General features: G+C 70.6%; 11 protein-coding genes. 7 read left to right on the top strand and 4 right to left on the bottom strand.

Features of this window, described 5'->3' with window-relative positions:
- The first annotated feature begins 1 nt into the window (after position 1).
- Positions 2–715 (top strand): response regulator transcription factor, encoded by a 714-nt coding sequence (locus tag T328_RS10660; protein WP_496495696.1) that lies wholly within the window; start codon positions 2–4, stop codon positions 713–715.
- On the top strand, positions 705–2,468 hold the full coding sequence (locus T328_RS10655) for a sensor histidine kinase (RefSeq protein ID WP_496495695.1): 1,764 nt from the start codon (positions 705–707) through the stop codon (positions 2,466–2,468). The genes T328_RS10660 and T328_RS10655 overlap by 11 nt, the downstream gene beginning before the upstream one ends.
- A gap of 20 nt (positions 2,469–2,488) precedes the next feature.
- On the opposite strand, the gene T328_RS10650 is transcribed toward T328_RS10655, so the two are convergent.
- Both T328_RS10650 and T328_RS10645 read right to left on the bottom strand, forming a co-directional pair.
- Positions 2,489–3,727, bottom strand: coding sequence for an ATP-binding protein (locus tag T328_RS10650; protein ID WP_496495694.1), 1,239 nt, complete (start codon positions 3,725–3,727; stop codon positions 2,489–2,491).
- A gap of 17 nt (positions 3,728–3,744) precedes the next feature.
- Positions 3,745–4,398, bottom strand: coding sequence for a response regulator transcription factor (locus T328_RS10645; RefSeq protein WP_496495693.1), 654 nt, complete (start codon positions 4,396–4,398; stop codon positions 3,745–3,747).
- Positions 4,399–4,451: 53 nt separating this feature from the next.
- Here T328_RS10645 and T328_RS10640 point away from each other — a divergent pair, with 53 nt between their 5' ends.
- Positions 4,452–5,201, top strand: a complete 750-nt coding sequence (locus T328_RS10640) for a LysR substrate-binding domain-containing protein (RefSeq protein WP_496495692.1) — start codon at positions 4,452–4,454, stop codon at positions 5,199–5,201.
- 625 nt (positions 5,202–5,826) lie between these two features.
- On the opposite strand, the gene T328_RS10635 is transcribed toward T328_RS10640, so the two are convergent.
- Entirely contained in the window at positions 5,827–6,249 is a 423-nt protein-coding gene (locus tag T328_RS10635; protein ID WP_496495691.1) for a hypothetical protein, read from the bottom strand.
- A gap of 415 nt (positions 6,250–6,664) precedes the next feature.
- The gene (locus tag T328_RS10630; RefSeq protein WP_496495690.1) at positions 6,665–7,843 is read right to left on the bottom strand and encodes a XylR family transcriptional regulator; all 1,179 of its coding nucleotides are present in this window, start codon (positions 7,841–7,843) and stop codon (positions 6,665–6,667) included.
- A 37-nt stretch (positions 7,844–7,880) separates the two neighbouring features.
- On the opposite strand from T328_RS10630, the gene T328_RS10625 reads away from it, so the two are divergent.
- Genes T328_RS10625 through T328_RS10610 form a run of 4 tightly spaced genes read left to right on the top strand, consistent with a single transcriptional unit; the run spans position 7,881 to position 12,632 of the window.
- The gene (locus T328_RS10625) at positions 7,881–9,038 is read left to right on the top strand and encodes a Gfo/Idh/MocA family protein (RefSeq protein WP_496495689.1); all 1,158 of its coding nucleotides are present in this window, start codon (positions 7,881–7,883) and stop codon (positions 9,036–9,038) included.
- A gap of 23 nt (positions 9,039–9,061) precedes the next feature.
- Positions 9,062–10,108 (top strand): branched-chain amino acid ABC transporter permease, encoded by a 1,047-nt coding sequence (locus T328_RS10620; RefSeq protein ID WP_496495688.1) that lies wholly within the window; start codon positions 9,062–9,064, stop codon positions 10,106–10,108.
- Complete coding sequence (locus T328_RS10615) at positions 10,105–11,175, top strand: branched-chain amino acid ABC transporter permease (RefSeq protein WP_496495687.1); 1,071 nt, start codon at positions 10,105–10,107, stop codon at positions 11,173–11,175. The genes T328_RS10620 and T328_RS10615 overlap by 4 nt, the downstream gene beginning before the upstream one ends.
- Complete coding sequence (locus T328_RS10610) at positions 11,172–12,632, top strand: ABC transporter substrate-binding protein (RefSeq protein WP_496495686.1); 1,461 nt, start codon at positions 11,172–11,174, stop codon at positions 12,630–12,632. Before T328_RS10615 ends, T328_RS10610 begins: the two co-directional genes overlap by 4 nt.
- Positions 12,633–12,643: the final 11 nt, after the last annotated feature.

Genomic DNA, 12,643 nt, shown 5'->3' with positions numbered 1-12,643 from the left:
CATGCCCGCGCGCATTCTCGTTGCCGAGGACGATCGCAAGCAGGCGGAGGTCATCCGCCGCTACCTCGAATATGAAGGGCACGAGGCCACCGTCGTGCACGACGGCCGGACCGCCCTCGACCAGGCGCGCCGGCGCGTGCCGGACCTGCTGGTGCTCGACCTGATGCTGCCGACGGTGGATGGTCTGGAGGTATGCCGGACGCTGCGGTCCGAGCGGGACGTGCCCATCATCATGCTCACCGCACGGGCGAGCGAGGACGACGTGGTGGCCGGCCTGGCCGAAGGCGCCGACGACTACCTCACCAAGCCCTACCGGCCGCGTGAGCTGCTCGCCCGGATCCAGGCGGTGCTGCGGCGGGCCGCCCGCGCCACCCGCGCCGAGCAGCAGCGGTACGACGTCGGCGGCCTGGTCGTCGACACGGCTCGGCGCGGGGTCCACGTCAATGGCGTGCCCGTGGACACCACGCCGGCCGAGTTCACCATCCTCGCCTGCCTGGCGGCCGCGCCGGGCCGGGTGTTCACCCGGTGCATGCTGCTGGAGCGGGTCGGCGGGTTCGAGCGGGAGGTGACCGGCCGCACGATCGACATGCACGTGATGAACCTGCGCCGCAAGATCGAGCCGGTACCCACCCGGCCCCGATACCTGCTCACCGTGTACGGCGTCGGCTACAAGCTCACCGAATCGTCCGGCAAGGAGGGTGCCGGTGCGTCGTAGTCTGCTGCCCCGGCTGCTCGGGCTGTCGCTCGGGGTGGCGGCGCTCGCGGTGAGCGCCACCGCGTTGCTCGCCACCTACGGCACGGGCCACCAGCTGCGCGACGAGCTGGCCGGCGACGCGTCGCTGCTGGCAACCGACAGCGACATCCTCGCCGCGCTGTACACCTACGCCAACGAGCACCGCGACTGGGACGGGGTCGAGTCGTTGGTGCGTGAGCTGGCGGAACGCACCGGCCGCCGAATCGCCCTCACCACACTGGACGGCGAGCCGATCGCTGACTCCGCACAGCCGGCGGTCGGCCTGCCATCGGTGGCCGCGGCCCAGATCGACGCGACCACCCGCCCCACCGAGGACATTGCCGCGCGGCCGAATGTGGTCCTGCGGGAGCCCGCACCCGGCTCCGGCTTCGGGTTCTACGTCTGGCAGCTCACCGAGCAGGAGCAGCGAGAGCGACGGGCACTCGCCGACGAGGCGGAGCGCTGCCTGCGCGACAACGGCGGCGGAGGAGGGCAGGCGGGGTCGAGACACCACCCCGCCGGTGGTCCGGGTGCGGCGCAGCCACTGCCGGTGAACCCGTGCATCCCCACTGCGCTGGTCGAACCGTCGGAGGCCAGCCGCAGCCTGCACGAGCAGGTCGTCGCTCAGACCACCGCCTGCCTGGACGAGCACCACCTGGACTACGAGGTCGCCACCGACTCCCACGGCATGCGCACCGTCCGACCCCAGCCGGAGAGTCCTGAAGGGACGCAATGCGCGGACACCGCGCTCGCCGCGGCGAAACGGCCGTACGTCGCCGCACCCGCCGACCTGTACCTGGGCGAGAGCGACCGGTTCGACCCGTTCTCGCCGGACGGCTGGTGGCGGACCGCGACAACGGTGGCGGCGGTCCTGCTCGTCGCGGGCGCCATCACGGTACTGGCCGGTCGCCACCTGGTACGCCAGATCAACACGCTGACCGCCGCCGCCCGGCGGATGGCGGCCGGCGACCCTGCGGCCCGGGTTCCGGTGCGCGGCGACGACGAAGTCACCCGCCTCGCGGCCGCCTTCAACACCATGGCCGACTCGATCGCCAGCACCAACCGACAGCACAAGACACTTGTCAGCGACGTCGCCCACGAACTGCGCACCCCGCTGGCCAACGTACGCAGCCACCTCGAAGCCGCGCACGACGGCGTCCTCCCGCTCGACCCCACCCTCGTCCGGTCACTGATCGAGGAGTCCGGCCTGCTCGAACGGCTAGTCGCCGACCTGCAGGACCTCGCCCTCGCCGACGCCGGCATGCTGCGCATCCACCCCGAGGAGCGGGACGCCGCCGACCTCGCCGAGCGGGCCGTGGCGGCACACCGCGCCCAAGCCGTAGCGTCCGAAGTGGACCTGCGGCTCACCGTCGAGCCGGTCGTCGTGCACGCCGACCCCGCCCGGCTCCGCCAAGCCCTGGGCAACCTCGTATCCAACGCGATACGCCATACCCCCGCCGGCGGGTCGGTGTCGGTAACGGTGAGCGGCTCCACGGACGCGCCGACAATCACGGTCACCGACACCGGGCCGGGCATCGCCCCTGAACACCTGCCCCACATCTTCGACCGGCTCTATCGCGCCGCCCCCTCCCGCAGCCGCGCCACCGGCAGCAGCGGGCTCGGCCTCGCCATCACCAAACACCTCGTCGAGACACACGACGGCCGTCTGGAGGTCACCAGCTCCCCCGGCAAGGGCTCAACCTTCACCATCCGACTGCCTCCACAGACGAGTTGACGCTCCAGCCTGCAGCCCAACTACGTGGCCTTGCCCACAAAACCCGGGGCTTGACAGGGTGCGTGCTGGGCGCCGTCCGGCTCCGCGGGCACGGCACGAAGCGGGGCGAAGGTCACCCTGACGGTGAGCCCGCCGTCGGGTGGGGCTCCGGCGTGCAGCTCGGCGCCGTGGGCGGCGGTGACGGCCGCGACGATGGAGAGCCCGAGGCCGTGCCCGTGGCGGCCGCCCGTCCTGCCCGGCTGCAGCCGCTGGAACGGCTGGAAGAGCCGGCCGACCTCGGTGGGCGGGATCACCGGGCCGGTGTTGCGCACCTCGAGTGTCGGCCGTCCGTCGAGGAGCTGCGTGCGCACGTCGACTGTGCCGCCGTCGACGTTGTAGCGCACCGCGTTGTCGAGGAGGTTGGCGAGTAGCCGCTCAAGCAGCCGCGGGTCGCCCGCGACGGGCGCGGGCCGCAGCGTGGAGGCCAGGCGCAGCCTTGCGCCGGCCCCGGACCGGGCGGCGGTGAGGAGTGGGCCGGCGAGCACGGCCAGATCCGACACCGAACGGCTGCCGGGGCCTTGCTGGCCGCGAGCGAGGGTGAGCAGCGCATCGATGAGCTGTCCCTGCCGTTGGTTGCTGGCCAGCACCCGTCGGCAGGCGTCCCGCAGGTGCGCGGCGCTCAAGTCCGGGCGAGACAGGGCTATCTCCAGCAGGTTGCGCTCGTACGCCAGCGGTGTGCGCAGCTCGTGCGAGGCGTTGGCCACGAAGCGCCGTTGCGCCTGGAACGCGTCCTCCAGCCGGTCGAGCAGCGCGTCGAAGGTGTCGGCCAGGTACGAAACCTCGTCCGCGGGCCCGGGGGCGGCCAGCCGGAGGTGCAGGTCGTGCGCGGAGATGGAGCGCACGGTATCGGCCATGGCGTGCAGCGGACGCAGGGCGCGCCCCGCCACCAGCCAGCCCAGCCCCGCGGACAGCACCGTCAGCAGGGCCAGTGCGCCGGCCGAGGCGACGAGCAGCTGGTCCCGGTCCGTACCCGCGGCTCCGGGAGCGGCGGCGGGGACGGACGGCTGCGGCGTAAGCGCCGCCGCACCGCCAGGGGCGGTGGGCTCGGGCGGCTCCGGCGGGCGTACGTCGGCCCACGTCGGCGGGTGCAGCGCCAGCATGTACGTGACGGCCAGCAGCGCCACGCCCGCGGCCAGGAACAGCGCCCCGTACAGCAGCGTCAGCCGGGTGCGGATCGTCCACTGGAAGCGGCGGCTGCCGGGCCGCCCCAGCCTGGTCATGTCGCTCTTCATATGCGTCATATGCGGTAACCCGCCTGTGTGACGGTCTCGATGACCGGCGGGTCGCCGAGCTTGCGGCGCAGCTTGCTGATGACGACCTTGACCGCGCTGGAGAACGGATCCGCGGCCTCGTCCCACGCCCGCTCCAGCAGCTCCTCCGCCGAGACGACCCGTCCGCGCCCGGCCAGCAGCAGCTCCAGCACGGCGAACTCCTTGGGGCTGAGGTCGAGTCGGCGCCCGGCACGCACGGCCACCCGCCTGCCCGGATCCAGTCGCAGGTCCCCGTGGATCAGCACCGGCGGCAGGGCCGGCTGCGCCCGCCGGCCCAGCGCGCGGATCCGGGCGACGAGCTCGGCGAAGGCGAACGGCTTGGTCAGATAGTCGTCCGCGCCGCAGGACAGGCCGTCCACCCGGTCCTCGATCGTCCCCGACGCGGTCAGCATCAGCACCCGCGCCGGGCAGCCGCGGGTCACCAGGGTCCGGCACACCTCGTCCCCGTGCAGCCCCGGCAGATCGCGGTCGAGGACCACGACGTCGTAGTGGTTGACCGTGGCCCGCTCGAGCCCCGCCGGGCCGTCGAACGCCACGTCGACCGCCAGCCACTCGCCGCGCAGCCCGTCCGCGAGCGTCTCCGCGTGCTCGCGGTGGTCCTCGACTATCAGCACCCGCACCCTTCACCGCCCTCACCGTCGCACGGACCATCGTCCACGGCAGGCGGTTGCTGGTGGACCGAACGCGGCGCGGATCGCAGCTCACCGACGCGGGCCGAGCGGTGGCCGGCTGGGCGCAGCGGGTCCTCCAGGAGCTGGAGGGGTTGTTGACCGGCGCGGAGGCGTTGCGCACGAAGCGGGACGCCGAGCTGAGGGTGGCGGCGAGTATGACCGTGGCCGAGTACCTGGTACCGGGCTGGATCGGCGAACTGCGCCGAGCACGACCGGAGTTGCACGTCGGCCTCCAAGTGACGAACAGCGAGCACGTGCCGGAACTGCTGCGCACTGGAGCAGTGGACCTCGGGTTCGTCGAGTCGCCGCAGGCCCCGGCCGGGCTGTCAGCCCGTCAGGTCGCCAGCGACCGGTTGCTCGTGGTGGTGCCGCCTGGGCACCCCTGGACGCGCCGCCGACGCCCGCTGCGCATCGCCGAACTCGCCGCCGCACCCCTGGTGCTGCGCGAACGCGGATCGGGGACGCGCGAAACCCTGGACCAGGCGCTGCGCAAGGCCGGCGTGGGCGAACCTCTGCCCCTCCTGGAGCTGGGATCAGCCACTGCTGTGCGTAATGCGGTGATCGCCGGCACCGGCCCCGCAGTGATCAGCGAGTTCGCTGTACGGGCCGACCTCGCCGATGGCCGCCTGGTCGCGGTGGATGTCGAGGGCATGGAACTACGCCGTGCCCTGCGCGCTGTCTGGGCATCGGGACGCACCCTGACAGGCCCCGCAGCGGAACTGCTCACTGCGGCAAGACGCCGCGCGCAATGAGGTTCAGCGCCCGCCACGCATGAGGGGGCCGGTGGACTCCGCGGCACGCTGGCGCGCGGCCCTGAGAAGGACTCCTCTGTGGGGCGTGGCCCTGGCCGTCACCGCCCTTTGATAGGTCACGGCCGGTCGCCAGTTCGTGCCCTGGGCAGGGCACCACACAGATGGGAACGGTTATAAGCCCTGGTCACCGGGTGCACGGATCACCATCGAGTCCACTTCGCCCCTCTGTAGCCCGAGTGTTGGCCGCAGGCTCGAGAGGGAGTCCTGGGTGGGGGCGCAGAGCAGAGGGCAGAACCATTTGCACGCCTGTTGTCAATGTGCGCCGAGCACGGCCGAGCACACCGGAAGGCCGCCCCGAGCGGAGCCGAGGGGCAAGCCGGCTGCACCTGTCCGGACCGGGCTGAGGACGACCGCCCGGCGACCGGAACTTCGCGCACGCCGCCCGGGACGTGGAGCAGGTCCTCGTCGGCTATCTCCCCGTCCCCACGACGGGGTCGGACGACTCCCTCCGGCTGGCTGGCCAGCTGGTCGGCGTCCTGACTCGACTCGGCTTCCTGACGCCGACCCCGTAAGGGCTCCACTGCACTATCCCTGTGCCCCCAGGACAGTGGAGCCCTGCCGGTGATCAGACGGCAGGCCGCTGGCCGGTGAGGGCCCCGATGAACTGGTCCATCTCGGAACGCCAGTAACGGGCGACGTTGAGCCGGGTCGGCTGCGCCTCCCCTGGTATCTGGAACCGGAACGAGCTCCACATCGCGCCGCGAGTGACCTCGCTGATGAGCCCGCCGGCCTCTGCCAGCGGCACCGTGAACGCCAGCTCCTTGGGCCGGCTGCTGACCCGCCCCGCCTTGTGGAACACCACGGCCTGCTGCGTCACCGTCACGAAGTAGTACTTGACGAGCAGCTGGCCGAGGACGCCCAGGCTGTTCGTCAGCCAAGGGCTTGGACCAGTCATGGTGTGGATGGTGACCACAGGCTGGTCACCCGGGTTGATCTGCGCGATGGCCTGAGCGACCTGCTCCTGCATGGTCGACTTACGGATGGCCAAGGTCGCCTCCTTACTGGGGTGATGGGATCCCCTCGCTGCGAGGGGCGAGGAGCAGCCTAGTCATACTGCGCGGGTTCAGGGACGGTTGGGCCAGGAGAGACGACAGATGCGCGCAACGCGAGGAGTTCGGGGGCGAGGACGGTGACCGTACGGTTCCCGTAGGCGACGATCCCGTCCCGGCGAAGCAGTGTGCAGGATCATCCTTCCTTCAGGGGCGGGGCGGACGGCCCGAGGGCTATTGCCACCGCCAGCTGCTGGACGCGGTCCGTCCTCCCTTACCCCGAGCGAAACCATGCCTGACCAGCAGAAACCAACGGATCACAGTCGATTGAGATACGGCTTCTCAGACACTCCCCTCGGGGGAGCCGGAGGGACCAAAGCCGGACGGCGACACCGCCTGATCGCTTGGGCGCGGCTACTCTGCCCAGAAGGTCTGACGTGCCACGGCTCCGTTCACGGACCGGCGGTACTGGCCCGGTGACTTGCCGGTGTGCTTCTTGAACACGACGCTCATGTATTCGGAGTGGCTGAAGCCGAGTCGTTGGGCGATTTGCTGGAGCGTCCAGTCGGTCGAGGACAGCAGTTCGGCGATGTGTGCCACCCGGACGCGCACGATCTCGCCGTGGACCGTCCGGCCCAGGCTCTTGAGGAACCGGTGGTCGAGCGCGCGCCGGGAGAGCCCGATGTGCCGGAGTACGGCGGTGACCGCGAGATTCTGGTCCGAGCGGTCGCGGATGAACCGCAGGGCCTCGGCGACGAGGGGATCATCCACGGCGAGGATGTCCGAGGACCGGCGGGCGACGAGCCGGGTCGGTTCGATCAGGCGCAGGCCCGGTTCGAGGGTGTGGCCCTGCATGATGCGGTCCAGGAGTTCGGCGGCGAGGTATCCCGTCCGCGTCGTGTCCGGCTCGATGCTCGACAGCGGGGGTGTGGTGAGGTTGCCGATGAGTTCGTCGTTGTCGACGCCGATCACGGCGACCGAGTCGGGCACCGCCAGGTCGGCGGTTTTGCAGGCTTCCAGCACCTCTTGGCCGGCGATGTCGTAGCAGGCGAAGACGCCCACCGGTTTGGGGAGGCCCGTAAGCCAGTCCGCGAGCAGCTCGCGGTCAGCGGCGCGCATCCCCGAGGGCTGCATCCGGAACTCCCGGGGGACGGAGCCGCGTTCGCGTACATGTTCCGCGAACCAGGCGCCGCGCTTGAGCGACCAGCCGAAGCGTTCGTCGCCGCAGTAGGCGAAGTGCCGCAGGCCGCGTTCCTCGAAGTGCTGGAGGGCCCACCGCGCGATGGTGGCGTCGTCGGTCTCGACGCCGGGCAGTTCGGGTACGAGCCGTGCCGCGCTGAGGTCGACCGTGGGGAGGCCAAGCCGGCGGATGAACGAGGCGGTCTCGGCGCTCTCGATGCGGGCCAGTACGCCGTGGCCGTGCCAGTCTTCGAGCCACGAGAAGTCGGTCTCGTGCCGGCTGTGTTCCGCGAGGTACATCGACCAGCCCGGGTGCGCTTCGACGTACTTCTTCACACCCACCAGTACACCGCGGGCGTAGGCGTTCGAGGTTTCGACCAGCAGCGCGACGTGACGTGTCCTGCGGACGGGCATGTAAAAATTCTAAGGCACCCTGCGAGATAACGCATGGTTGGTCTCCGCGGCCCTCCGTAATCTACACGGCCATGGGAGGTCAACGATGACGCAGAAGGTACGGGTGGCGATTGCCGGACTCGGATTCGGTGCCGAGTTCATCCCCATCTATCAGGCGCATCCCGATGCCGAGTTGGTGGCGGTCTGCCAGCGCACTGAGAACGCGCTTTCCGAGGCCGCCGATCACTTCGGCGTCACGGGCCGGTACACCAGCTTTGACGCGATGCTGCAGAACCCCGCGATCGACGCCGTCCACATCAACACCCCGATTCCGAACCACGCCGAGCACACCGTCTCGGCGCTGCGCGCCGGGAAGCACGTCGCCTGCACGGTGCCGATGGCCACGACACTCGACGAGTGCCGGGAGATCGTCGCCGCGGTCCGGGAGTCGGGCCGGAAGTACATGATGATGGAGACGGTCGTCTACTCCCGCGAGTTCCTGCACGTCCGCGATCTCGTGGAGAACGGCACGATAGGCCGGGTCCAGTTCCTGCGCGGCGCCCACTACCAGGAAATGGCGGGCTGGCCCGGGTACTGGGAAGGTCTGCCGCCCATGCATTATGCGACCCATGCGGTGAGTCCCGTGCTGAGCCTCGCCGGTGCGCTGGCGGAGAGCGTCGTGTGTATCGGTTCCGGCCGGATATCCCCGCATCTCGCCGGCAAGTACGACTCGCCTTTTGCCGTAGAAAGTGCCCTCATCACCCTCCGCGGCTCGCCCGTCGGTGCCGAGATCGCGCGCTCGCTTTTCGAGACGGCGCACGAGTACGTCGAGAGCTTCACGGTGTTCGGAAACCGGGCGAGCTTCGAATGGGAACACACTCGGGGCGCCGGGCACGTGCTGCACACCGGAGAGATCCCGAAGACGATCGAGATCCCGGACTTCGCGCACCGGCTGCCGCCTGAGATCGCTCCGTTCACGACCCGTGGCGTCTACGACGACGAGAACGAGCACCTCTCGTTCGTCCAGGGCGGCGGCCACGGCGGCTCGCATCCGCATCTGGCCCACGAGTTCATCAGGTGCATCGTCGAGGGCCGGTCGTCCGCGATCGACGAGGTCACCGCGGCGAACTGGACGTCGGTGGGCATCTGCGCGCACGCGTCGGCCATGAACGGGGGAGCGCAGGTGCAGCTCCCCGACTACGCGGGATCGCCGTGAACGCGAGCCTGGGGGGTGGGCCGGTGGACTCCGCGGCACGCTGGCGCGCGGCCCTGAGAAGGACTCCTCTCTGGGCCGTGGCCCTGGCCGTCGCCGCCCTTGCCGCGTGGGTGGCGTTCCTCGCCGACGACACCCCGGCCGGGCCGGCGACGGAGGACCCGGGCCAGTTCCTCGTCACGGTGCTCGACGCGGTCACGTTCGCCGGGCTGCTGTTCGTCGCGGCGTCCGGCTTCACCCTGATCTTCGGGCTGATGCGCACGGTGAACATGGCGCACGGCTCGCTGTTCCTGCTGGCCGCCTATATCGCCATCCGCGTGCAGGAGTCGATGGTCGGCCAGTCCCGCAACATCGAGCCGGGACAGGTCGGCGTGCTGGACTGGCTGGTGCCGATGCTGGCCGGCGCCGGCGTCGCGGCCGTGGCCGGCCTGGTGATCCAGCAGCTCTTCCTGCAGTGGAACGAGGGCCAGGAGTTGCGGCAGGCGCTGATGACGCTGGCCCTCACGGTCGTCCTGGCCGACCAGATGCTGCGTGAGTTCGGCGGGCTGGCCCAGACGATGGTCTGGCCCGGCGCGGTCACGCACTTCTTCTCCGTCGAGGGCGAGCGCTACCCCGCCACCCGGCTGTTCATCCTCGGCGTGGCCGCGCTGGTCGGCGTGCTGCTGTGGCTCTGGCTCACCAGGACGGGCACGGGGATGGTGATCCGGGCCGGCGTGGACGACCGCGAGATGGTGCGCGGGCTCGGCATCAACATCAAGCTGGTCTTCGCGGTCACGTTCTTCGTCGGATCGTTCCTGGCCGGGGTGGGCGGTGTGCTCGGGGCCTCCTTCGCCGGAGCCGCGCCCGGCACCGACGGCAACTGGCTGCTGAACTCGCTCGTCGTCGTCATCATCGGCGGCCTCGGCTCGCTCCGGGGCGCCGCGGCCGGCTCGCTGCTGTACGGCACCGTCGTCGCGTTCTCGCCCGCCTACCTGCCGAGCGAGTACTCCTACTACGCGATCATCATGACCTTCGTCCTGCTGGCGCTGGTCCTGGCGATCCGGCCCTACGGCCTGTTCGGGAGGCCGGCATGACCGCGCGCGACCTGCTCACCCGGCGCAACGTCCTCGGGACCGCCCTGGTCGTCGTCCTGCTGTTTCTGCCGAGTCTGGCGACGGCGTACTTCGTCAACTTCGTCATGACGCAGACGTTCGTCCTGGGCCTGGCGGCGGCGACCATCGTGTTCCTCGCCAAGTACGGGGGCATGACCTCGCTCGCCCAGTTTCTGCTGTTCGGCGTCGCCGGCTTCATGTTCGGCAACGCGGCCCAGGAGACCGGGGCCCGCGGCCTCAACCTCGGCTGGCATCCCTGGGCGGCGGTCGCCTTCGCCCTCGTGGTCACCACCGCGGCCGCCTTCGTCCTCGGCGCACTCGCGAGCCGCTCCACGGGGCTCTACTTCCTGATGCTCACGATGGTCTACGCCGTCGTCGGCTACTACGTGTTCGCCCAGATCGTCGAGATCTCCGGGCCCGGCGGCCTCACCAGCATTCAGCGGCCGGACCTGCTGGGCCCGCCGGTGCGGCTGTACTACGCGGGCCTCGGGCTCTCGGTGCTGGCGTACCTCGGCTTCCGGGCGGTCGGGCGGACCGCGTTCGGGCTGGCGCTGCGGGGCGTCCGCGACGATCCGGTCCGGATGGGGTCGCTGGGGTTCAACGTGCCGTTGCACCGGGCGCTGGCCTTCACCCTGGCCGGGTTCGTGGCCGGGGCGGCCGGCCTGCTGAGCGTGTGGTGGAACGGCCAGATCGATCCCGCGTCGATCGCGATCGGCCCCACCCTGATCCTGCTGATCATCGCGGTGATCGGCGGCATCTCGTCCTTCGAGGGCGCCTGGCTGGGTGCCTTCGTCTACGTACTGATCTTCACCTACCTGCGTGATCTGCCGCTGATCGACCGGATCGGCATCACCGAGGCGCGGTTCAACACCGTGATCGGGGTGATCGTCCTGGTGATCATGATGCTCTCGCCCGAAGGACTGACCGGGATCGCCCGGCGGCTGCGCCGCCGCCTCCGCCCGCCCACCCGGACCGGGCCGACCCCGTCCACCGGACAACCGCTGCCCGTTCGCACGACCGAGAAGGAACTGGGGGTAACACGACCATGAGAAGACTCAGCCGCCCGGCGGCACTGACACTCTCCATGGCGGCGAGCCTGGCACTGCTGGCCGCGGGATGCAGCGGGGACGGCGGCTCCTCCGGGCTGCCCGCGGATCAGGAGTCGGCGCAGTTCTCCGCGAAGGGCGACGGCGTCCGGCTGGGGATCCTGGGCCAGTGCGAGGGCCCGTTCGGCGGATTTCACGAGGACGTGGTGGCGGGCACGACGCTCGCCTTCGCCCGCTACGCCGGCGCGAGTTCGCACTCTTCCACCAGCGCGCTCGACGGCTTCAAAGATGCGGAAGTGGCGGGCACCCCGATCGAACTCGTCGGCATCGGCTGCGGCGACGACACCGCCGACCGCATCCTCCAGGAGGTGCGCCGCCTGGTGGAGAAGCAGGGGGCCAACGTCATCATCGGCCCGCTCTCCGGCGACGAGGGCATCGCGATCGCCGAGTACGCGAAGGGCAAGCCCGATCTCACGGTGCTGGCGGGCATCTCCGGCTCGCAGGAGCAGACCCTGCAGGTCCAGGCGCCGAACTACTTCCGATTCTACGGGGACGGCGCGATCTGGAACGCCGGTCTCGGCGACCTGCTGTACAACGAGAAGGGCTGGCGCAAGGTCGCGGTCATCGCCGACGACTACAGCTTCGGCCACACCTCGGCGGCCGGCTTCGTCGCCGACTTCTGCGGCGTCGGCGGCGAGGTCACCCACCGGGTGTTCGCGCCCCTGGGCACCACCGACTACTCCTCCTACATCGCGCAGCTGCCGGACCCCGACGAGGTGGACGGCTACTTCTGGGCCGTGGGCGGCACCGGCACGCAGGCGGCGCTGGAGGCGTTCGTCAACGCCAAGGGCGACCTGACCGGCGAACAGCACGCGGGCAACTTCTTCTTCAACCCGGACCTCGCCCAGGCGCTCGGCACCGACATCGCCGGCGCGCACATCGGCGGCTTCGCCACCCTGCCGGGCGACATCAAGACCCCGGAGATCAAGGAGTACCTGGCCGCCGCCGACGAGACCTGGGAGACCATCCCGGGATCGCTGAGCGGCAACGAGCCCGCCCCGCCGTCGACCGCCGCCGCCTTCGGGTTCTTCTACGGGTACTACACGGCCGGCGTGGCGCTGGTCGAGGGGCTCAAGGCGGTCGACGGTGACATCTCCGATCCCAAGGCGTTCCAGAAGGCCGTCGGCGGCCTCACCCTCGACCTGCCGCACGGCGACATCAGCCTGGACCAGAACCGCAGCGGCATCGTCGACGTCGGGCTCTCGCGCCTCGCCGTCGACGACTCCGGCGAGGTCGTACAGGAGAGCGTGGCCATCGTCCCCGGCGTCGACCAGACCTTCGGCGGCACGTTCAGCCCGGACACCCCGTCCCCCGGCCGGGACTTCCCCAAGTGCCAGGAGCGGGACCTGCCCTGGGAGGGCAAGGCCGTCCCCGTCGTCGACGGCGTTCCGCAGCGATAGGAGGTCCGGTC

This window comes from Streptomyces sp. CNX435 (assembly GCF_059570575.1).
Note: the sequence above shows the minus strand (reverse complement) of the source record. Positions and strands in the feature narration are given on the sequence as shown.